Genomic DNA, 21,496 nt, shown 5'->3' on the forward strand with positions numbered 1-21,496 from the left:
GGGTATCGTTATAAGATTTAGGGATAGGGATCTAGTCTTTCATAAGAGGACATGTGCTGTGAAATTCCTCAGAGAGCTGATCCCCCTGCTTCAGCAGGACTGCGCCAGCCCCGTGGAAAGGGTTCTCGAGAGCTTTTCGAGGGCTATTGAGGAGGGGAGGAGGGAGAAAAGGATTCCAGGTACATAGCGGATCTTGAATAAACCTTTTAAACCTCTAATGCTAAACTATTTAAATGGCGGCGTTATTGCGGCTAATAGCTAGAGCAAGCGAGGAGCAGGATATAGCGTGCATGGATGGGGAGGATAGGGCTATAGCATCTCTCCTTCATCCAAGGGTTGCTAGGCTGATATGTGAGAGGGGTTGGAGACAGCTCACACCTGTGCAGAGGATAGCTATTCCGAGGATAATTGAGGGGGATAATGTGCTGGCCATGGCTCCAACTGGGCATGGGAAGACCGAGGCTGCGATGCTACCAATACTATCTCAGATGATGAGCATGGATAGGGATCCGGGTGATAAAGGGATATATGTACTCTATATAACGCCTCTCAAGGCGCTCATAAACGATCTAACGGTTAGGATCGAGTGGTGGGCCTCAAGACTTGGCTTCACAGTCGGTAGAAAACATGGTGATGTACCACAGGTGGAGAGGGTTAGAAGGCATAAAGCAGTGCCGGAGATATTGATAACCACTCCCGAGAGCCTCGAGATAGATCTCGACTGGTCCACTAAATTCAGAAAATACTATTCAAAGATCTCATGGGTTGTCATAGACGAGGTTCACGAGCTAGTTGGAACCAAGAGAGGTGCCCAGCTAGCCGTTCTACTCGAGAGACTCTACCAGCTCTCGGGAAGGGATTTCCAGAGGGTTATGCTATCAGCAACAGTAGGGGATCCGGAGAGTGTTGCGAGATATTTCACGGGATCCTCTGCAAGGAATCTTTCAATAGTTAGGGGAGGTGGTGATAAGGATCTTAGCTTCTCTATAAGACTTGTTGGGGAGGATTCAGAGGATCCTATAGAAGCCGGTATTAAGGAGGTTGCGAAGAATATAGAGCCCCCGACACTTATCTTCACAAATAGCAGATATATAGCCGAAAGGATCCACGAGGGTCTTGAGAAGATGGGCTTTAAGAAGATGGCTGTGCACCACTCATCAGTCTCCCACGAGCTTAGAGAGAATATTGAGAGGAGCTTGAGGAGCGGTGATATAGAGGCTGTGATAGCCACGAAGACCCTGGAGCTTGGAATAGATGTTGGATGTATAAATAAGGTGATAATGTTTAGACCCCCTGGACAGGTTGTATCGCTACTCCAGAGGGTTGGGAGATCTGGTCATAGCGTTGGGGAAACATCTAGGGGCGTTATCATAGCTCTTGATAGTATAGACACACTAATCGCAGCATCTCTGATAGCGCTTCTATCCGAGGGCTATATCGAGAAGCCATATATGATTGAGAACCCCCTAGACGTCTTAGCTAGAGAGATAGTGGGTTGGATCCTAAGGGGTGGGGATGCGAGTCTAGACACGATATATAGGGTTGTTAAGAAGGCATATCCATTTAGAAATCTCGAGTGGGGTGTATTTGCTGAGGTAGTTTCAGAGCTGGCTCGAAACGGCGTGCTTGAATACTCTGGCAACAATGTTGTGAAGATTGGGAGGAACTTCTTCAACATCTGGAGATTTGATCAGAAGTGGAAGAGCTCTAGGATGTTTACAGAGTTCTTCACCTTCATATCAGAGAGCACCATGTTTGCTGTGAGGAGTGGTGATAAGGTGATAGGATATCTAGACGATCACTATGTGTTTAGGATCCTAAGGGTTGGCGATGTGATAAGGATTGGTGGAAAGCTGTGGAGGATCTCGAGGATAGATGAGGATAACATGGTGATAGATGTTTCTCCAACTGATGAGAGCGAGAGCCTTATACCCCTGTGGAAGGGCGAGGCCCCAACAAGATCTAGGGCTGTTGCTGAGAAATTCTACGAGCTACTCTCAAGGGGCTTTAACTACACGAATATCCTGGATCAGGGATCTATATCCCTTATCGAGGGATCTATAAGGGAGCTAAGATCTTGGTTCCAGAGGAAAGGGGTTCCTATACCGAGTAGGGATACCATTGTGATCGAAGATCTGGGGGATGAGGAGGTTATCCTCTACCCCTTCGGAGACAAGCTGGGCGAGGCTATAGGTTATCTCCTGCTATATATAGCTTCGAAGAGGGAGGGTATGGATGTTGGCGTGAGGATCGCTCCCTATGGGATCTCTATCAAGGCTAAATCAACAGGATTCAAGGATCTTCTGAAGGAGGTTGGCTCAGGAGAGTTTGTGGATGAGCTGATGTCCGAGGCTCTTAGGAGGAGCCCAAAGCTATCTATAAAGATCAAGGAGATCCAGCATAGCTTCGGATATCTAGGGAAGGTTCCTGAGGAGTCTATAGTTTTTAGAGAGGCAGTGAGGCAGATCCTAGAGGATCTAGAGTCTGAGGGGAGTCTAAGATCCTTCTTCGAGGGGATCTCAAGTGGGAAGATAAAGATCGTTAGGATCTCGAAGTCGGGAGAGACATCGCCTATCTCGAAGAAGATCCTCTCCATGCCCCTTATAAGGCCATGGCTAAGAGATATAACATATCTCATAGCAAAGCTTCTAAAAGGGTTTGCAATGACAGTTACAGAGATAGCTGAAGCCCTAGAGCTCCCTGAGAAGGTTGTGGAGAATAAGCTGAAGGAAATGAGGAAGAACAAGCAATATAGGGTTGTCCAGTTCAAAGACATAGATACTGGCGAGTGGAGATGGGCCTTAGCAGAGGATCTAGAGGAGCTTTCGAAATCCCCTGAGTTCCAGTCATGCTTTATCCATACAGGGCTATACGATCATATTGAGTGCTCACTGAAATATGAATATGGATCTGCGCAGGTTAAGTTCGTTATAAAGACAAGTGATCTTGAGGAGGGTCTTAAAAGAATCCTAGAAAACGTCTCGGTAGAGGAGATCTATGAGGTGAGGGTATCACCTGTTAATGTGATGAGCTATAGAGATGCTTCGATAGCATATTATAATGTTCCTAAGGAAGCCCTACCCTATGTGATAAGAAATGCAATAGCATATATAGAGAAGACTAGTACTGAGTATTAGTGAGGCTAGCTAGTGTGATGGCTATCTTTCCAAACAGATCTATATAGGAGGCTATGAGATCTTCAATTTCTTTCGGGAGCTTGGGTTCAACAACTATGTCATCCCTACCAATTAGCTTTAAAGCCTCCATCCATCTGTCAGATAGATCCCTTGGATATGTGATCAGATATTTAACCTCTCCGAAGAACTTCTCACCAGCAATCATCGCTAGATCGTTAATCTCGGTATAGCTACTTAGAATCTTCAGGTGCTCGATCCCCATAGAACCCCTTATAACGGCAATAAAGTCGAAACCCCCCCTGCCTCACATGTAGAAGAATCCTCGCCTCTCTCTTCAGACTCTTCACATGTGTTCCAACCAAGTTTATTATAGACCATCTATCATGGCCCGCCAAAGCTAAAAAATACATATTCTATTGGAGTGATTATTTCTCCACAGGGCAATAAACCTAAATAGCCTCTATATACTATACTAGAGTGTGAAGGGATAATAGCTAGTTGGCCAGCTTGTTCCACCAGATTATAGCGTTTGCTGTACTGCTATACCTTATATCTGCTCTTGTGGTGAGGGCTAGATGGCCTTGGATCCCTGTGTGGGCTATAATGGCTCTTGCCTCGTTTGTGGTTGTGATTTCTGGCATCGTGCCTATTGATCAGGTTGGCGGTGTTATAGATCTTAATGTTGTGCTCTTCCTAATAGGGATGTTCAGCTTGGTATCTCTTGCCGAGTCATCCGGTCTGCTGGGGTATTTCACATCTATGATATTATATAGGGTTAGGGATGTGGGGCTTCTGATCTATGTATCGGCGTTTATCTTTGGATTCCTCTCAGCCATAGCTGTTAACGATACTATAGCCTTGATGGGGCCTCCAATAGCTTATTCCATAGCCAAAACAGCTGGGATCAATCCCGAAGCGATCTATCTTTTACTAGCATTCTCAATAACCATAGGCTCTGTCATGACACCTATAGGCAATCCCCAGAATGTTTTAGTAGCTATACAATCTGGGATGATCGCTCCCTTCATAAAGTTTGTAGAATATCTTGCGATACCTACTCTATTGAATCTATATCTAACAGCATATATGATCAAGAAAATCTATGGGATAGGATCTCCTAGGCTGGATCTATCAGCTATTCCGAGGGAGCAGATATTGAGTAGTAGAGATGCAGTTCTATCCCTTATCGGGTTGGTCGCAGCAATCGCCTGGCTTGTGATTAATGATGTGATGGAGCTTATAGGTCTTCCACATATAAGTGAGAGGGGCTTCATACCATTTATAGTTGCTGCGGGGATCTATATATTCTCCAGCAATCCGAGGAAAACACTGTCTAGCATCGATTGGGGGACAATTGTGTTCTTCATAACAATGTTCATAACAATGGAGGGTATATGGAGAAGCGGGATCCTGAACCCCCTCCTAGCACTACTACTCCCAGAAAAGCTTTCAGGGATAGAGGGTATAGCCATGATCTCTGCTGTCTCTGTAATGCTGAGCCAGCTCCTCAGCAACGTGCCCTTCACAAAGCTATTCATACAATATATGCACCAGCTAGGCTATGGGGGAGGAGATGTAGAAGCCTGGATCACCCTTGCAATGGCATCAACAATAGCTGGGAACCTAACTATTCTAGGTGCAGCATCAAATATAATAATATTGGAGTCACTTGAAACAAGGTTTGGAGCCTCAGTCTCATTCATAAGATTCCTAAGAATCGGATGCATAGTAACAGCAGTAAATCTAGCCATATATATACCCTATATATATATCTATAGCATCATCACACATCAAAAGGTGTAGAGCATCTTATGCTAAACCCCCCTCCAAGATATAATCGGACTAACCTCCTCCCCACCCTGAAGGGCTGAGACTTTCAGTTGTAACAGACCTTCAAGCTACAGCTAGAAGCTTACTCTTTAGAATGGGAATAGGGTTGGATGATGGGGGTTATAGCATTTTCTTCAAGGTTTTTCACAATAGCGGATCAACACTAGCTGCTTAATCCCCACTATGTGGCTTCCAAGGAGCAATAGCTTATATAGTGTTTCATTGATATCCTATATAACTAAAAGATATTCGAAATATTAGAAGCAGAGGATAGCATCTAAACATTATGGGGGTTCCTGGCTATAGGATGTTGTTGAATAGATTCTCTCATCATTGGGGCCGCAGAAGATCACAGCTGGTTCTGGCTCGAGCTTCTCCCCAGTTCTTGGGTCTTTTATGTGTGCCTCTAGAAGCTCTCTTGCAGATAGTTGTGTATATCTAAGATTACTTCCCTCAATATGAACTATATAGCCTCTGATCTCCTTTATAGGTAGTCCTGTGATCTCGTCGATCTCTTTTCTAAAACTCCTAAGAAGGATCGTTAGGATCTTACTCTGCAGAAGAGACTCCTTAAACCATCTATAGAAATCAGGCCATAGGCGAGGATTGGCTCCATATATAACGAAGCCGTCCTTCAACTTCTTAGCATCCCACTTTATGATCTCTTGATCACCTATTTTTTCAAGGCCCATGTTATAGAGCTCGATAACAGCATTTTGAAGATCTCTCCAAGATCTTGGTCTCGAGAGCTTCGTACCTGCTATTGTGAGTATAGCGTCACTATATATATGTCTCTCGATCTCCTCTAGAAACTCTTTAAAGCCTAAAAGCTCTCCCACGATTTTACTTCTCTCCCTCCTAGTATATGAGATCAGTCTCGATATCTTCTTAGCCTCTCGAGCTATAACTTCTTTGAATAACTCTATAAGATCATTAAGAGATCCGCTATACTCATCCAGATACACAGAATCCCCTATCTCTACCTTAAAGAAGAAGAGACAATCATCTCTTTTGTAACACCACCTATCATACTCAATTATATCGAATGGCACGTAAACCCCTAGCTCTTCTTCATATCTCTCTATCTCTCTAGCGATCTTCTCCACATCCCCCCAAAGCCTTTTCCTCCTAGCAAGCTCCTTGGATAGATACTCTCTAAACATATCTCTCTGATCTTTGGGAGCGCTGTTTATAAACTCAAGAATATCCTTTGCGGTAAAGATCTCACCAGATGGTACGTTGATCTGTGTTACGTCTCTGCCCTCTCTAATTATTCTTTCTAGCTCCTTCCTAACTTGTTCGATAAGATCCTTGGAATCGTCCAGCATACCAACAAGATCCAGGGTGTAGTCAGCATAGGCTCTAATCCTCTCCTTAAGCCTTCTGATCTCCTTCATCCTCTTCCTATACTCCTTCGAGCTATAGGGGCTATGCTTGGGCAAACCCTGCTTACCAAGGGTATCTATAGAGCAAGCTAATATATCTATGGCGACGTGGATATCTATCTACAATCCTTAACAGGTTATGATCGCTTAAAGACTAATTTAGCAAGGCTAGGGTCTTTTGTATTTCCCCCCTTACCTAGTGTATTATGGGTGGTGCTTGTTATGGAGGCTTGGGGGGAGCTGGTTAGAAGTATGGGTGGCATCTCCAGAGCTATAGATCATATTAGGTCTTCGGGAGAGGATCCTGCTGAGCTCTTCAACAAGTATTTCCTAGCTGTGGAGCCTGTCTATAGATTTATAGGGGTTAGGATCAAGGAGCTTGGTCATGGATATGCTAGGGCTGAGTTCGATATAAGGGATGAGATTAAGAGGTGGGGAGGTATTGTGCATGGGGGTGTGGTTATGACTGTTATCGATATGGTTATAGGGGTTGCTGTTATGACTGTAAACGATGGTGTGGATCAATATACGGCTGAGTTGAAGGTGAACTTTCTAGAGCCTCTGAGGGTAGGGCCTTTCACAGCTATTGGGAGGGTTATTAGAAGGGGCGGTACTCTAGCTGTTGGGGAAGCCGAGGTATTCGACGGGAATAATGTGTTATGTGCTAAGGGTATAGGCACTTGGTTCCTTGTTAAGAGGCGGGTGTAGCGAGGATCTCTCTTGAAGATCTTTATAGTAGATCTTGGTGCGATACATATACATAGCGAGAGGGAGCTTAAGAGCCTAGCAATACAGCTAGAGCTATCAGCCTCATCGATAAAAAGAGAACCCTCTTACAGGCTATATGCTGTAGCCCCTATGAAGACAGCTGGGATTGAATATATAGAGAGGTCTTCACTGAGATCCGGCTATACATTATATATAGCTCCTCTAGAGAAGATCCTAGATATGCTCGGTGCTAAAAGGGTGATGGTGCTAGACCCATATGGAGAGGCAGATCTAAGAGTCGAGGATCTGGAGTGGGCTGAGGCGATAGTGGTCGGCGGGATTGTTGATAGAACACCAATAAAAGGGCTAACAACAATGCTGAGAAACATGAATATCCCATGGGCGCCTTCTAGGAGGATAAGGCTTAGAGGATCTCTGCTCGGTGTGCCTGGTGAGATAAACAATATAGTCTCGATCGTTATCAAATCCCTCGAGACAAGGGATATAGAGAAATCTGTGAGAGAGGTGCAACCTAGGCGAGACGCTGTTATAAGGGCTTCTGCAGAGCTCAACAGAATCCTTGCTAGAAGGCATATCACATCTATAGAGGATCTCATAGAGATCTATAGGTCTCTATCGAGCTGGCTAAACCTAGATGAGCTTGGAATGTTCAGAGCCCTTCTAAAATCAGGTAGAGGGGATCTTGCAAAGATATGGAGAGAAAAGATTCTACAGAGAGCCATTTCAACCAAGAATTCCCCACAGAATTAGGGGTTTAAGTTTGATATTGAAGTGCCTATGTCTTCTCCCCATGAAAAGGGGGGTTTATTTATGTTAGAGGTGGAGATATTCCATATACTCTATTGGGGCCGGTGTTGAGGAGACCCTTCTAGCCTCCTCTCTCTTCAACTCTATATATGTCTCTATAAGCTCCTTTGGGAATGCTCTCAATAGATATTTATAGTCGCTCTCAAGATTATCTAGAGCCTCGTCTAGGCTTCTTGGGAGGCTTTTGATGCCGAGCTGCCTCCTCCTCTCAGGTGTCATCTTATATACGTTCTCATCAACAGGGTCTCCGGGATCTATTTTCCTCTCGATCCCATCGATCCCTGCTAGTATTATGGCTGAAACAGCTAGATAGGGATTGGATGTAGGGTCTGGAGGTCTATACTCGATCCTCTTTCTATCCCTCGACATGGCTATTGGTATTCTGACAGCAGCACTTCTATTAGATCTACCCCATGTGAGGTAGACAGGTGCCTCATATCCCGGTACCAGCCTCTTATAGCTATTAACAGTTGGGGATACAATAGCGGATAGGCTTGGGCCGTGCTCTAGAAGCCCGCCTATGAAGTATCTGCAAACCTGGCTAATCCCGGCATATCTATCGCCATCGTCGTGGAATATGTTAACACCGTCTCTCCAGAGGCTTACATGTATGTGGAGACCGGAGCCATTATCGCCCCAGAATGGTTTTGGCATGAAGAGTGGTTGTAGGCCTAGCCTCCCCAAGATCTTTCTGATCCCTAGTTTAACTAGCTGGATGGTATCAGATACATATGTTGGGGATCCTCCTGCGAAGTTAAGCTCAAACTGTGATGTAGCCACTTCGTGGTGGATAACCTCAGCCTTGATCCCCATAGCCTCTAAGCCCTTGATTATCTCTGTAACAGCCTGTTCAAACCTGCCTTCTAGGGGCATTTGATAGCTCCTCTTAACTGGGAAGAGATGCTCGAGGGCCATCTCGTGTGAGAACACCTCTAGCCTCTGGCTATAGACACCCTTACTCCTCTCTATCCCAACATCTACCTTATCGACTATGAAGAACTCAGGCTCAGCAGATACTAATGCCTCGTAGCCCCAGCCTCCTAGAACCTCCTCTGTTTTCTCAGCAACGAGCCTCGGATCCCTTGAGAATCTCTCCCTCCCCTTATAGACCCTCGATAGCACCACATATCTCCCAGCCTCCCATGGAGCCCTAGCTAGGGTGCCTTCTATAGGGTATAGGAATAGATCGCTATCCTCAACCCCTGTAAAGCCATATACAGAGCTCCCATCGGTCTTACCAATAACCTCAGATATCTTTGAGACCCTCTCCTCATCTATTCTATAGCTAACAGTTCTTAGCACGCCTAGGAGGTCTGTGAACATTATGTCGAGCCAGATCTTCCCTCCCAAGCTAATCACTTGGTAAGTTTTACCTACTATGGATACTTAAACACCCACCATGGGATCACCGATAAACGTTCAAAAAAGGGCCATAAATCAATGGCATCTATATGTAAAGTTAACACTTATAACAGCGAGCACAATATAAATTGGTGGGTCTGTTGAGGCCAGGGCTGGACGAGCTGGATATAATGATCCTTGAGAGGCTTTTGAAGGACTCGAGGAAGAGCCTTAGAAGCATTGCTAAGGAGATCGGGACACCCACCTCCACGGTTCACGAGAGGGTTAAGAGGTTGGTGAAGATGGGGGTTATAAAGAGGTTTACAGCGGAATTAGATACAAAGGTTCTCGGTATGGATGTCACAGCCTTGATACTTGTCTCGGTAGAGGGTGCCTATATAACAGAGGTTGAGAAGGCTCTCTCAGCATTTGAGCAAGTGGTAGCAGTATATGATATAACGGGCGAGTTCGATGTAGCTGTGATAGCTAAGTTTAGAAGTATTGATGAGCTAAATAACTTCATCAAAGCGGTGCTTAAGATGCCCCATGTGAAGAGAACAGTTACAAGTGTTGTCTTCAATGTTGTAAAGGAGAAGCTGTGCATAGACTCTCCAATTCTAAAATGATCATCAATGTACCCCCAAATTTTGATCGAGATCTAAGTAACCTTTTGATCTATTGTTACAAATGAAAACCTCCTTTTAAGTGGGAAGGGGATTAGAATGTAGCGTCGAATAAATAGAGAGTTGATGAGCATCTCAAGAGGATCCTCGGGGCCAAGGGCTCAGAGATTTCTAAATGATAGGAAGCTCTTTATAAGCTTTAATATATTGTAGTACTTAACCCTTCTCCTAGCTATCCCAGCATCTGCGAGGGCTTCTAAAGCACATAGATATCCTGGGACACCGCTTACCCCACCGCCTGGGTGCATGCTCGAGCCGCATAGGTATAGGCCTTTAACAGATGTTCTATATTCTGAGAGCTCTCTATCTGGTCTATTGTTCCAAAGCTGGTCTGGTGTCATGCTTATATGAAATATATTTCCTCCGGGGACTTGGAACATCTCCTCTATATCCCTTGGCGTTATTACGAGTATCTTCTCCACATTCTTTCTAAATCCCTCGTAGTAGTTGTCTAACACGGTGAAAACCCGATCTACTAGTTTCTCTCTATCCTCGGCACCCCAGTTCCCCGGGGATCTTCTGCTTGTATATTGGATGAATAGGGATGCTATGTGCCACCCTTCTGGAGCTACTGATCTATCTACATAGCTCTGTACATTAACAGAGATCCAGGGATATCTACTCATGCCCTCGGAGAGAGCGTCTATATATGCTCTCTCAACATAATCCATCGACGGAATCGTTATAGCTGAAGATCTATATGCGAGATCTTCATAGCCAGCATATTTCCCAGCAAGCCTTGGAAGGCTCCTCATAGCGACAACGATTTTGGAAGATGCTCCCAAGCTTCTCAGGTTTCTAAGCCTTCTAAGAAGATCTTCATCAATGCCAGCCCCAGGATCTAGGAGCTTGAGCATGGTAGTTCTCACATCAGCGCTGCTGAGCACAAGCCAGGAATCGTATTGCTTGCCACCAGCTATGACCCCCTTTACAAATCCAGCCCTGCTAACAATGATCCTCTCAACCTCGACACCGAGATAGATATCAACATCCAGCTCAGAGCATCTCTTAGCAAGAACCTCTGAAAGGGCTCCCATACCCCCCTCGACATATCCCCACTGACCCCTAACACCTGTTATATTCCCCATATAGTGGTGGGCCATCACAAGGGAGGATCCAGGTGTGTTTGGCGATATCATCTCACCCACGAGTGCGTCCTCCACCAGGGCTGCTTTGACCTCCTCGGATTCGAAGTACTCGTCAAGCACCTTCGATGCGGGTGCAGCTATGATCCACGAGAGCTCCTCTATATATCTCATCAGCTCATCACCCCCATGCTTAGCAATCCCCATGATCCTCCTGATAAGCTCCACAGTATCCTCGATGTTGAGGGGCTTGCTCATATATATCGCATCAAGCACAGCGCCTACGAAGCTCCAGAGCTTGCTCCACCTTAGATACTGCTTGGAATCCCTCTCGGAGAACCTAGCGATCTCCTTAGCAGTCTTTGAAATATCACTCCATATACTTAGGATCTTCCCCCCGTCTAGGAACACAGTCATCCCGGGATCCTTAGGCAATATCCTAAGCCCCCTCTCAAATAGCCCTAGCTCGCTTGCAATCTCTCTCCTAAAGAGGCTGATCACATAGGCCCCGATAGGTACTCTAAAGCCAGGCCAGATCTGGGGTGAGGAGGCCATACCACCTAGGAAGTTATTCCTCTCAAAAACAGCTACCTTAAGCCCTCTCAATGCGAGGGTGCATGCAGCTACAAGACCATTATGGCCAGCCCCTATTACTATCGCGTCATATCTAGGCACTGATTTGCCCCAATATATTCGGGGAAGCTCAGTAATAAGTATGCTGTACTAGAAACAAACACCCCATAGAATGTATAAAATATAAATGTTTTAATCTATATACTGAATTTCGTTAGATTAAATATATAACCCCTCAAAGAAATATTAGCCTGACGGTGAATATGGATGAGATTAAGTGGGAAAGTAGTTCCATATATGCTATCCCTCCTAGTAGTTCTAGCAGTTGTATCGGCCCTCTCAACGCAGATCCAGGTGAGCGCCCAAGCTGTTAAAGGCCCAGCAACAGATACAATAATAATCCAGAGAGTATCGCTCGACGAGGCTATCCAGGCTCTCCAAAGCGGTAGGATAGACGCTTATCTCTATAGCCTAAGACCTGCACAGGCGGAGATACTGAGAAGAGACCCTACAATAAGGATACTAAGTGCACCTGCAGGCCTAGTAGACTTTATCTTCAACCCAGCGCCAGTCTATATAGCAAATCTCTCTGGAGATCAGACTGGAAGATCTCTAAGCGATCTCGCAAGGCTTACAGGGGGTTCTCCAACGGCTATTGTAAACGTCTACTACGATAAGGATAAGAATCTAACATTCATCGAGTATGGCGCATACCCAGGTAAGGGGGCTAACCCATTTGCATTTAGAGATGTGAGGATAGCTACCAATTATCTTGTTGATAGGGATAACGTGGTTAACGTGATCTACAGGGGATTTGCATCTCCTATGTATACATTCCTATCATCCTACGACCCAGATTTCCCGTTAATCTCTGATATAGTTCTTAGATATAAGTTTGCATATAACCCACAGCTTGCAGATCAAATAATATCTAGCACCCTAACAAGGGCGGGTCTTCAGAAGGTAGGGGGTGTCTGGTCCTATGAGGGCAGGCCTGTTGAGATAAACTTTATAATAAGGACTGAGGATGAGAGGAAGGATATAGGCGATCAGCTTGCAACAGCCCTCGAGAGCCTTGGATTCAAGGTTAATAGGCTATACATGACATTTGGACCCGCTATAGATACCGTGTATGGAACTGATCCTGCCGAGTTTAGGTGGCACATATATACAGAGGGGTGGGGTAAAACCGGTATTAGCAAGTACGACTCCTCAAATGTAGCCCAATACTGTGCACCTTGGTTCGGCTATATGCCGGGCTGGGCTGAGGCTACCTTCTGGAACTATAGAAACGCTACTCTGGATGATATAACACAGAGGATCTATAATGGTAACTTCTCCAGTAAGGAGGAGAGGGACAGCCTATATAGAAAGGCTGTTGAGATGTGCATACAGGAGGGGATTAGAACATGGGTTGCCACTAGGCTTGATAGCTATGCATTGAAAGCAGAGATTAGAGGCTATACAAATGATGTTGGAGCAGGGCTGAGAGCTATATGGAATCTGAGGGAGCTAAACATGCCTGGCAAAACAACGCTTAACATAGGTCATCTATGGGTATACACAGCTAGAACTGTTTGGAACCAAGTTGGAGGATTCACAGATGTATATAGCGTTGATGTGATGTACGCAACATGGGATCCCATGACGTGGTTCCATCCATTCAACGGAATGCCAATACCATTTAGAGCCTCATTCGAGGTTCAGACAGCGGGCCCAACAGGGAAGCTTGATGTGCCTCCAGATGCCTTTATATGGGATGCCTCCACAGCTAGCTGGAAGCTCGTAGGCCCTGGTGTAAAGGCTACTAGCAAGGTTGTGTTTGACATGTCCAACTATATAGGTGCTAGATGGCACCACAATATCACGATATCGTGGGCTGATGTGCTTGCGCAGCTATATCAGAGCTTCGATCTAACCTATAATGCTAGTAAGGCAGCCTCGGAGTCGGCTGTTGCATCCCTTCTAAAACCGACTCTAGATAGTATTGTGGGCTTCAGAATAGATGAGGCGAATAAGAGGCTTGAGGTCTATCTAAACTACTGGCACTTCGAGCCAGCCTATATAGCGAGCTTTGCAACTCTTAACTTCTATCTCCCCTACGAGATAGTTCTTGCAGAGGACTACCTGGTATTTACCAAAGGATCATACGCATATTCGAGCTCCGCGGCAACAGCTAAGAAGGTGCCACAGCTCAACCTAGTGTTGTCAGGCCATGCGGCTGATATAGCATCGACTCTTCAGAGCTTCCTCACATCTAACTACTTCCCAGCCAACATATTCACAGTTGGTAACAAGAGATATGCAACACCTGATGATGCGGCAACGAGATATAGAGCAGCCCTCACATGGATATCTGTTCACGGGCATGCATGGATAAGCGATGGGCCATATATGCTCGATAGATTCTCTGCAGAGGGCCAGTCAGCTGTTCTAAAGGCCTTTAGAGATCCCACATATCCATTCTCGCCTGGCAAGTGGGTCTTTGGAGAGCCCAGGCTTGTTAGGATAGAGAATATAGGTGTCCCACAGATTATAAGGGGCCAGGATGCGAACCTTCTAGTGGATGTGAGCGGGCCACCGCCTCTATATGTTAAATATATTCTGAGGGATTCTGTGACAGGAGATATAATAAGTGTTGGGCAGGGAACACTTGCCACAGGATCTAGATTCACAATAACATTCCCAGCAAGCCTCACAAAAGGCCTATCCGCTAGATTCCCATACGAGCTAACCGTCATAGCCTATAGCGATGCGGTCGCCTTCGTAGATGCGAGAACTATATTCGTCAACGTATTCGACCCAGGGATTATAACTGCACCGATCGAGCAGGAGATCTCTAGCCTACAGCAGAGCGTCCAAAACGCCATAGCTAGCCTCCAGCAGGCAATACAGGCTGTAAACGCCTCGAGTGTGGCAGGGCTGCAACAGGTATCACAACAAGTATCAGCAGGTCTAAGTGCTGTTAGCAACAGCATATCCCAGCTTGGAGGGGCTATAAACAATCTCGGCACGGCTGTGAATAACCTCGGTACTAGTGTGAGCCAGAAGATCGATAGTGTGAGCAGCAAGCTTGATAGCTATGCACAGCAGCAGACCCAGTCAGTATCGGCTCTCCAGGCAAGTGTTAGCAGCCTAAGGGATACAGTGAGCACTCTTATGATCATAGTGGTTGTTCTCGTGATACTCCAGCTAGTAACCATAGCCTTGGTTCTGCTGAGAAGGAGATAAAGCCCTAGACCTCCCAGGGATAAAGCAAATAATTTTTATAATATATCTATTCTAGGGTCTTTCAAATCCATGGTTTTTTATATTCGAAGCCTATTCCTCTAGAGTGGGGATGGTGTTAGATATATATATTGCTCTATGTGGCTATAGATATGGTGATTTATTGGCTCTAGCGAGGATCCTGGCTATAAGGGCTATCACCCTCACAGCAACTCTTATAGGCATAGTGCTTGTAACCGCTATAATTCTAGGGCCTACATCGGATAAGCTTCTAAATGCGATAGTCAATGAGGATGTGAGAGCCTATAGCCAGGCTCTGAGGCAGAGGGCTGCTGGGGGTGCTCTAAACCAGAGCGAGATAGATGCTCTCGTAGCCCAGTACAGGGATCAGCTTATAAGGGCATATGCCCTTGATAGGCCTTGGTACGAGAGGATCATACCCCTTGCTATAACCATATTAAAGCTGGATCTTGGGAGGGCTGGGACAATAACATCCTTTACAGGCTCTAACGATGTGAGGGATATAATTCTTGAAAGGATACCCCCAACGATAATGTTTCTAACAACAGCGACACTGATAAACATAGCCCTGGGCTTATCACTAGGGCCTCTACTAGCTTTTAGAAGAGGGGGGCTTCTAGATAGGTTCTTCAGCATATACTCTGCAATATCATATGCCCTTCCAGCATGGTGGTTGGGGCTCATGCTGATCTATATATTCGTATATAGAATACCTATTTTCCCACCCCCCACAGGGCTTCTATCGCCGAACCCACCATCGGATCCTCTAGGAAGGTTTCTAGACATGGCTAGCCATGCAGTGCTCCCAATAATAACATTTGTTCTAGCAACATCTGGGGTGTGGATATATATAACAAGGGCTATAGTGGTTAGAATCGTTGAGGAGGACTTTGTATATGTTGCGAAGGCTAAGGGGTTGCATGATAGGGTTATCATGAGGAGCTATATAATGAGGGCAGCCGCGCCCCCAATAGCTACTAACGCTATACTAGGCCTTGCAGGCTCCCTTGGAGGGGCTATCCTGACGGAGACTATTTTTAACTGGCCCGGCCTTGGAAGGCTCTTCTATGATGCTATAGGTGCCCAGGAGCTTCCACTGATACTAGGGCTAACATATATAACAGCTCTTGTATATGTTGTTGCAAGAATGATCCTAGAGATCCTCTATATATTCCTAGACCCTAGGGTGAGGTATTGATGACGCTGCAGGCCCTCACCCTTAGAGAGGCTTTCCACCTCCTGTGGAGGAGCTGGACCGGCAGGGCAGGGATCATAATTCTAGGGTTAATGGTTGTTGCATCAATATATACGTTGGCCACGATGCCCCTCGACTATGGAACGAGAATATGGAATAACGCTGACTATTGGAAGGACTATCCGAAGATGGTTCCCCCAGACTGGTACAGGGTTTTATTCGATAGAAGCCTCCTACCCCACACGGTTATGAGGCTTGAAACACCCACATCATCCCAGGTTATTAGCTATGCAGGATCAAATGTAAGGGTTCTAACGTATGTCTTTACATATACATATGATAGCCCCACATATCCGCAGAATGTGAGGCTCGCCATATATGGCTTAGAGGCCCACAACCCCAGCTTGCCTGTGGTGCTAACAATCTCCCTTGAGAGGCCTGATGGGAGGATAGATCAGCTATACTTCGAGATTATAAGGATCCCTCCGCAGCTGGCTGGGCAGAAGATCTACATACCAACGCCTAAGGATGTCAACGCCTATGGCAACCAATACATGGCCTCGCAGCTATCGAATTTCTACTATATGAGATACAATGTATCTATAACACCCACAGATCTAGCTGGCTTTGAATATGGTGTTGAGAAGGCGATTTTCGCGCGACCGCTTCAGAGGGGAGGTAATATTGTTCTTGAGCCTTTAAACGGTGTCTATAGATTCACAGTAACTATTCAGCTTACAAGCCCCCAGGATTCCGTGGATATGGTGACCCTAGCGGTTGTTGGCAGGGCATATGGGTTGATGGGTACAGATTTCGATGGCAGAGATCTAGCCCAGGCCCTTCTCTTCGGCTTCCCAATAGCCCTTGCAATAGGCTTTGTAACCTCAGCCATTGTCTCGCTAATAGGCATGGTTCTAGGTGTCTTCTCGGGATACTATGGTGGAATCATAGATGAGATTGTTCAGAGAACAGCTGATGTTCTAGGCAACATACCTCTTCTACCTCTCCTAATACTCTTCACATTTATAACCCCTACGAACCTGAGGCTACAGATCCTCATAATAACTCTAATTGTCTTCGGCTGGGCAGGACTAGCGATCATAGTCAGATCTATGGTTCTCTCCATCAAATCCGAGCAATATGTTGAGGCAGCAAGGGCTCTCGGAGCATCTAACATGAGGATCATATTTAGACATATAGTCCCCCAGGTTCTCCCATACGTGGTTGCCCAGATGATATTCTTTGTACCAACCGCCATATTAACAGAGGCCGGGCTAAGCCTTCTAGGCCTAGGAGATCCCAGCATCCCAACATGGGGGCAGATATTATCAAGGGTTCTAGATAAGGGGGCTGTGTCTATTGCATGGTGGTGGATACTCCCACCAGGCCTTCTGATAGTGATCTCTGCTGTGGCATTCGTGCTAATAGCCCTAGCCCTAGAACCAGTTGTGGATCCAAGGCTTAGAAGAAGGATCTAGTTTTGCCGAGATATGGGCCCGCGGGGATTTGAACCCCGGACCGCCCGGTTATGAGCCGGGCGCTCTACCTGGCTGAGCTACGGGCCCCGTGGATTATATATTTTTGAAGGCTTATAGCCTTTACAGCTGAAAACCCCGCCTTTACTCCTGGGATGAGTTAGAGCTAGGACAAGGATTGGATGCTTATAATCTCTCTGGATATATAGTGTATTAGTGAGTATCGATATGAGTGAGGAGACGGCTTTTATAGTTAGGATAGCCAATACAGATCTGCCTGGGGCTCTACCGGTTCCCATAGCCCTCTCAAGGATCAAGGGGATCGGCTATAACACCGCTCTAGCTATTTGTAAATCCCTTGGGATAGATCCTAGGGCGAAGCTTGGGAGACTTGATCAAGAGACTATATCGAAGCTTGAGGCAGCTGTGAGAGATCTAGCTGCTATGGGTTTCCCACCGTGGATGCTTAATAGGAGGAAGGATATAGAGACTGGGAGGGATATACATCTGATAGGCAGCGATCTGCTATTCGCTGTTCGAGAAGATATTGAGAGGCTTAAGAGGACTAAGAGTTGGAGGGGTATAAGACATGCTTTAGGTCTCAAAGTTAGGGGTCAGAGAACAGCTACCACAGGTAGGACTGGAGTAACGGTTGGTGTTAGAAAGAAGAAGGAGCAGCAGCAACAGCAGAAGAAATAGAGGTGATATATATGGGAGATCCTAAGAAGCCTAGGAAGAAGTGGGAGAGACCTGGACACCCTTGGATCAAGGCTAGGCTTGAGGAGGAGATGAGGCTTATGGGAGAGTATGGGTTGAGGAATAAGAGGGAGCTGTGGAGAGCCCAGACACTTCTTAGAAAGATCAGAGCCAGGGCTAGATCGCTCCTAGCCCTTCCACCAGATGTTAGGGCTAAGGAGGAGGAGGCCCTTGTGAATAGGCTATATAGGATGGGGCTTCTTAAGAGCGCTACAGCATCTCTAGACGATATACTGAGCATATCAATAAGCGATGTTCTCGAGAGAAGGCTACAGACAATTGTATATAGAAAAGGGCTTGCAAAGACAATCCATATGGCTAGACAGCTAATAGTGCATGGCCACATAGCAATAGCTGGTAGGAGGGTTACATCGCCAGGCTATCTGGTTTCGAGGGATGAGGAGGAGCTTGTAGGGCTCTACAGGGGAACACCTGTTAAGAGCTAGGGGGTGGGAGGATGTCCCTATCATCTAGAGAGCTTAGATGGGGTATAGCCCATATATATGCCTCGTTTAACAATACACATGTACATATAACAGATCTCTCTGGAGCCGAGACAATAGCTAAGGGCTCCGGAGGGGTTGTTGTTAAAGCTGATAGGGAGAAGCCATCTCCATACGCAGCGATGATGGTCGCCTATAAGGTTGCCCAGGAGGCTATGGAGAAGGGGTTTACGGCGATCCATATAAGGGTTAGGGCTCCAGGAGGGCACGGACCCAAAACACCTGGCCCAGGTGCACAGCCAGCTATAAGGGCCCTTGCTAGGGCGGGGTTTGTGATAGGGAGAATAGAGGATGTAACCCCGATACCCCATGACACCACCAGGAGACCTGGTGGTAGGCGGGGTAGGAGGGTCTAGGGGTCTGGGTTGGAGAGCAGGGGAATTGAAGGGGCAGGGATAGAGATCCTTAGAAGAGATGACATATCCATCGAGCTCATTGTAAGAGGGATCCCACTCCCGGTTCTAAATGCTATAAGGAGGATAATGCAGCTCGAGGTTCCAACAGCGGCTGTAGAGGATGTTATATTCTATGAGAACAGCACCCCTATATATGATGAGATAATAGCCCATAGGCTTGCAATGCTCCCCATAGCCTCTGAAGAGGCCCTTAAAAAGCTAAAGCCTCCTGAGGAGTGCTCCGCATGCTTCGAGGAATCCTCTAGCGTGCCTCCTGAGGAGCTCTCAAAGATCTGCGAGGGTTGCTTCACAATAATGAGCTTCCAGGGCGAGGCTTCTTCAGAGCCTCTATATGTATATGCTAGGGATCTAAAGACTGATGATCCAGATATAAGGCCTGTATACCCCGAGATACCGGTTACAGTTATAGGTCCGGGACAGAGGCTCTCCTTCGACGCTAGGATAAGGATTGGGAGGGGGACTGAGCATATAAAGTGGAGCCCTGTCACAGTTGCGGGGACTAGATATGTTGCAAGCATAACAACCAGGCCAGTACCTGCTGAGAGGGCTGGCGAGGCTGAAAAATGTGTTGAGGTATGCCCTGTGAGAATCCTTAGCTTTAATAGGGAGGAGAGGAGGATCGAGGTGAGCGATATATATAAATGCACCCTCTGCATGCAGTGTGTTAAGAGATGCCCACCAGGGTCTATTGATGTGAGGTATAGAGAGGATGAATATATATTGTTCTATGAATCGGCTGGCCAGCTAAGGGTGAAGACCATACTGGCTATGGCTATTGATATCCTTATAAGCAAGCTAGATCACCTAATATCGCAGGTGAAATCTATAAGGGGTGGCTAGGGTGAGGAGGACAGGCCCTACAAACTATGTGCTCAGAATAACGATTGATGAGCTTAGGAAAGCAGCCTCTAGAAATAGGGCTCCTATATGGAGGTATGTTGCAGAGATCCTCTCGAAGAGCTCTAGATCCAGGGTTGCTGTTAACCTCTCGAAGATATCTAGATACGCATCCGAGGGAGAGGTTATAGTGGTTCCGGGGAAGGTGCTAGGGGCTGGTATACTTAATAAAAGGGTTACAATAGCTGCTGCACATTTCTCCAAAACAGCTATAGAGAAGATAGAGAAAGCCGGTTCTAGACATATGCATATACTAGATCTTATAAAGGAGAATCCAAGGGGTAGTGGTGTGAGGGTGATTATATGAGCTCCATAAAATCTATTCTAGAGGAGGTCTCTAAAATAGCTGGCCAGAGCAAGGTGGTTGTTATAGATGCCCAGAACACGATTCTAGGTAGGATGTGTACGATCATAGCAAAGCTATTGCTAGAGGGATACAGAGTATATGTTGTTAATGCGGAGAAGGCTGTAGTATCTGGCGAGAGGAGGAGGGTTATAGAGGGATACAAGCTATTCCTCGAGGTAAGAACGCATAGAAACCCATATAAAAGGGGTATTAGGAGGCCTAGAACACCTATAAATATTATTAAGAGGACTGTTAGGGGTATGCTGCCTAAGGAGAATACAAAGGGTTTCGAGGCTCTGAGGAGGTTAAAGGTATATGTAGGGGTTCCTGAGGAGCTCTCTAGACTACCTAGGATAAGGATCCTCGATGCAGATGTCTCTAGACTAGCTGGGAAATATGTTTATCTAGCAGATATAGCTAGGGAGCTAGGGTGGAGGGGATGAGCTCGCAGCAGGAGGAGAAGCTAGTAATAGCGACTGGAAAGAGGAAGACAGCAATAGCTAGGGCTATAATTAAAAGGGGAAGGGGGCTTGTAAGGGTTAATGGTGTCCCTGTAGAGCTGATCCCCATAGAGGTTGCGAGGCTAAAGATTATGGAGCCTCTCCTCCTGGTTGGGGAGAAGCTAAGGAATAGCGTTGACATAGATATAAAGGTGTCTGGGGGAGGTTATATGTCCCAGGCAGAGGCGTGTAGAATGGCAATAGCAAGGGGGCTTGTAACCTTTTACAGCGATATAAAGGAGATCAGGGAGATATTTAAGGAATACGATAGAACAATGCTATCAGGAGATCCGAGGAGGACCGAGCCTGAGAAGTGGATGAGATACTCGGCTAGGAGGTTTAGGCAGAAGTCATATAGGTGATACCATGATAATCCCTGTGAGATGCTTCACATGTGGCTATCCAATTGCGAGGCACTGGGATGAGTTCTCGAGGAGGGTTAGATCTGGTGAGGATCCTAAGAAAGTTCTCGACGACCTTGGGATTAAGAGGTATTGCTGTAGAAGAATACTCCTAGCCCATGTACCCCTTGTAAACGAGATTATATTCTATTCGAGAAAACTATAGGTGGTGTTTAGATGAGCGCTGG

Annotated in this window: 21 protein-coding genes and 1 tRNA gene; 17 read left to right on the forward strand and 5 right to left on the reverse strand. The window is 46.2% G+C overall.

Translation table 11 applies throughout. The features are described 5' to 3' along the window. Both QXE01_00880 and QXE01_00885 read left to right on the forward strand, forming a co-directional pair. Positions 1 to 187: hypothetical protein (locus tag QXE01_00880; protein MEM4969787.1), on the forward strand; the 187-nt coding region annotated here is incomplete at its 5' end. Positions 188 to 245: 58 nt separating this feature from the next. Then, the gene (locus tag QXE01_00885; GenBank protein MEM4969788.1) at positions 246 to 3,137 is read left to right on the forward strand and encodes a DEAD/DEAH box helicase; all 2,892 of its coding nucleotides are present in this window, start codon (positions 246 to 248) and stop codon (positions 3,135 to 3,137) included. On the opposite strand, the gene QXE01_00890 is transcribed toward QXE01_00885, so the two are convergent. After that, positions 3,121 to 3,399: a hypothetical protein gene (locus QXE01_00890; GenBank protein ID MEM4969789.1), complete on the reverse strand. Its 279-nt coding sequence runs from the start codon at positions 3,397 to 3,399 to the stop codon at positions 3,121 to 3,123. The genes QXE01_00885 and QXE01_00890 overlap by 17 nt on opposite strands. Positions 3,400 to 3,635: 236 nt before the next feature. Here QXE01_00890 and QXE01_00895 point away from each other — a divergent pair, with 236 nt between their 5' ends. Further along, a complete protein-coding gene (locus QXE01_00895; protein MEM4969790.1) occupies positions 3,636 to 4,940 on the forward strand; it encodes an SLC13 family permease in 1,305 nt (434 codons plus the stop codon). A 311-nt stretch (positions 4,941 to 5,251) separates the two neighbouring features. Here the strand turns inward: QXE01_00895 and QXE01_00900 are convergent, their stop codons facing one another. Then, positions 5,252 to 6,409: a hypothetical protein gene (locus QXE01_00900; protein ID MEM4969791.1), complete on the reverse strand. Its 1,158-nt coding sequence runs from the start codon at positions 6,407 to 6,409 to the stop codon at positions 5,252 to 5,254. Between the two features lie 165 nt (positions 6,410 to 6,574). Between QXE01_00900 and QXE01_00905 the strand changes: the two genes are divergently transcribed. Together QXE01_00905 and QXE01_00910 are read left to right on the forward strand one after the other, a co-directional pair. Beyond that, a complete protein-coding gene (locus QXE01_00905; GenBank protein ID MEM4969792.1) occupies positions 6,575 to 7,060 on the forward strand; it encodes a PaaI family thioesterase in 486 nt (161 codons plus the stop codon). 12 nt (positions 7,061 to 7,072) lie between these two features. Next, positions 7,073 to 7,831: a hypothetical protein gene (locus tag QXE01_00910; GenBank protein MEM4969793.1), complete on the forward strand. Its 759-nt coding sequence runs from the start codon at positions 7,073 to 7,075 to the stop codon at positions 7,829 to 7,831. Positions 7,832 to 7,894: 63 nt separating this feature from the next. Here QXE01_00910 and glnA read toward each other — a convergent pair whose 3' ends face one another. Next, the gene (gene glnA / locus QXE01_00915) at positions 7,895 to 9,247 is read right to left on the reverse strand and encodes a type I glutamate--ammonia ligase (protein ID MEM4969794.1); all 1,353 of its coding nucleotides are present in this window, start codon (positions 9,245 to 9,247) and stop codon (positions 7,895 to 7,897) included. Between the two features lie 143 nt (positions 9,248 to 9,390). On the opposite strand from glnA, the gene QXE01_00920 reads away from it, so the two are divergent. Continuing rightward, positions 9,391 to 9,855 carry an Lrp/AsnC family transcriptional regulator gene (locus QXE01_00920; protein ID MEM4969795.1) on the forward strand — a complete coding sequence of 155 codons (465 nt, stop codon included), beginning with the start codon at positions 9,391 to 9,393 and terminating at the stop codon, positions 9,853 to 9,855. A gap of 158 nt (positions 9,856 to 10,013) precedes the next feature. On the opposite strand, the gene QXE01_00925 is transcribed toward QXE01_00920, so the two are convergent. Further along, positions 10,014 to 11,672 carry an NAD(P)/FAD-dependent oxidoreductase gene (locus QXE01_00925; protein ID MEM4969796.1) on the reverse strand — a complete coding sequence of 553 codons (1,659 nt, stop codon included), beginning with the start codon at positions 11,670 to 11,672 and terminating at the stop codon, positions 10,014 to 10,016. A 165-nt stretch (positions 11,673 to 11,837) separates the two neighbouring features. Between QXE01_00925 and QXE01_00930 the strand changes: the two genes are divergently transcribed. The 3 genes from QXE01_00930 to QXE01_00940 all read left to right on the forward strand — a co-directional run bounded on the left by QXE01_00930 (position 11,838) and on the right by QXE01_00940 (position 17,492). Beyond that, a complete protein-coding gene (locus QXE01_00930; protein MEM4969797.1) occupies positions 11,838 to 14,801 on the forward strand; it encodes an ABC transporter substrate-binding protein in 2,964 nt (987 codons plus the stop codon). A 109-nt stretch (positions 14,802 to 14,910) separates the two neighbouring features. Next, the gene (locus QXE01_00935; GenBank protein ID MEM4969798.1) at positions 14,911 to 16,017 is read left to right on the forward strand and encodes an ABC transporter permease; all 1,107 of its coding nucleotides are present in this window, start codon (positions 14,911 to 14,913) and stop codon (positions 16,015 to 16,017) included. Then, entirely contained in the window at positions 16,017 to 17,492 is a 1,476-nt protein-coding gene (locus QXE01_00940) for an ABC transporter permease (protein ID MEM4969799.1), read from the forward strand. Before QXE01_00935 ends, QXE01_00940 begins: the two co-directional genes overlap by 1 nt. A gap of 13 nt (positions 17,493 to 17,505) precedes the next feature. Here QXE01_00940 and QXE01_00945 read toward each other — a convergent pair. Continuing rightward, positions 17,506 to 17,579: transfer RNA gene (locus tag QXE01_00945), tRNA-Ile, on the reverse strand. Between the two features lie 138 nt (positions 17,580 to 17,717). Here QXE01_00945 and QXE01_00950 point away from each other — a divergent pair. Genes QXE01_00950 through QXE01_00985 form a run of 8 tightly spaced genes read left to right on the forward strand, consistent with a single transcriptional unit; the run spans position 17,718 to position 21,474 of the window. Then, positions 17,718 to 18,188 carry a 30S ribosomal protein S13 gene (locus QXE01_00950; GenBank protein ID MEM4969800.1) on the forward strand — a complete coding sequence of 157 codons (471 nt, stop codon included), beginning with the start codon at positions 17,718 to 17,720 and terminating at the stop codon, positions 18,186 to 18,188. 11 nt (positions 18,189 to 18,199) lie between these two features. Next, positions 18,200 to 18,691: a 30S ribosomal protein S4 gene (locus QXE01_00955; GenBank protein ID MEM4969801.1), complete on the forward strand. Its 492-nt coding sequence runs from the start codon at positions 18,200 to 18,202 to the stop codon at positions 18,689 to 18,691. An 11-nt stretch (positions 18,692 to 18,702) separates the two neighbouring features. Next, a complete protein-coding gene (locus QXE01_00960) occupies positions 18,703 to 19,104 on the forward strand; it encodes a 30S ribosomal protein S11 (protein MEM4969802.1) in 402 nt (133 codons plus the stop codon). Between the two features lie 9 nt (positions 19,105 to 19,113). Beyond that, complete coding sequence (locus tag QXE01_00965; protein MEM4969803.1) at positions 19,114 to 20,004, forward strand: DNA-directed RNA polymerase subunit D; 891 nt, start codon at positions 19,114 to 19,116, stop codon at positions 20,002 to 20,004. Position 20,005: 1 nt separating this feature from the next. Then, positions 20,006 to 20,368 carry a 50S ribosomal protein L18e gene (locus tag QXE01_00970; GenBank protein ID MEM4969804.1) on the forward strand — a complete coding sequence of 121 codons (363 nt, stop codon included), beginning with the start codon at positions 20,006 to 20,008 and terminating at the stop codon, positions 20,366 to 20,368. Positions 20,369 to 20,403: 35 nt separating this feature from the next. Further along, a complete protein-coding gene (locus QXE01_00975; GenBank protein ID MEM4969805.1) occupies positions 20,404 to 20,850 on the forward strand; it encodes a 50S ribosomal protein L13 in 447 nt (148 codons plus the stop codon). Continuing rightward, complete coding sequence (locus QXE01_00980) at positions 20,847 to 21,269, forward strand: 30S ribosomal protein S9 (GenBank protein ID MEM4969806.1); 423 nt, start codon at positions 20,847 to 20,849, stop codon at positions 21,267 to 21,269. The genes QXE01_00975 and QXE01_00980 overlap by 4 nt, the downstream gene beginning before the upstream one ends. Before the next feature lie 4 nt (positions 21,270 to 21,273). Next, positions 21,274 to 21,474 (forward strand): DNA-directed RNA polymerase subunit N, encoded by a 201-nt coding sequence (locus QXE01_00985; protein MEM4969807.1) that lies wholly within the window; start codon positions 21,274 to 21,276, stop codon positions 21,472 to 21,474. Positions 21,475 to 21,496 lie beyond the last annotated feature (22 nt).

This window comes from Sulfolobales archaeon (genome assembly GCA_038897115.1).
GTDB lineage: Archaea > Thermoproteota > Thermoprotei_A > Sulfolobales > AG1 > AG1.

Bases quoted from the DNA above. Each gene is read 5' to 3' on its own strand.
- QXE01_00890 (MEM4969789.1), bottom strand. From the start codon at position 3,399: ATGGGGATCGAGCACCTGAAGATTCTAAGTAGCTATACCGAGATTAAC.
- QXE01_00930 (MEM4969797.1), top strand. From the start codon at position 11,838: ATGAGATTAAGTGGGAAAGTAGTTCCATATATGCTATCCCTCCTAGTA.
- QXE01_00955 (MEM4969801.1), top strand. From the start codon at position 18,200: ATGGGAGATCCTAAGAAGCCTAGGAAGAAGTGGGAGAGACCTGGACAC.
- QXE01_00905 (MEM4969792.1), top strand. From the start codon at position 6,575: ATGGAGGCTTGGGGGGAGCTGGTTAGAAGTATGGGTGGCATCTCCAGA.
- QXE01_00980 (MEM4969806.1), top strand. From the start codon at position 20,847: ATGAGCTCGCAGCAGGAGGAGAAGCTAGTAATAGCGACTGGAAAGAGG.
- QXE01_00960 (MEM4969802.1), top strand. From the start codon at position 18,703: ATGTCCCTATCATCTAGAGAGCTTAGATGGGGTATAGCCCATATATAT.
- QXE01_00935 (MEM4969798.1), top strand. From the start codon at position 14,911: ATGGTGTTAGATATATATATTGCTCTATGTGGCTATAGATATGGTGAT.
- QXE01_00985 (MEM4969807.1), top strand. From the start codon at position 21,274: ATGATAATCCCTGTGAGATGCTTCACATGTGGCTATCCAATTGCGAGG.
- QXE01_00950 (MEM4969800.1), top strand. From the start codon at position 17,718: ATGAGTGAGGAGACGGCTTTTATAGTTAGGATAGCCAATACAGATCTG.
- QXE01_00940 (MEM4969799.1), top strand. From the start codon at position 16,017: ATGACGCTGCAGGCCCTCACCCTTAGAGAGGCTTTCCACCTCCTGTGG.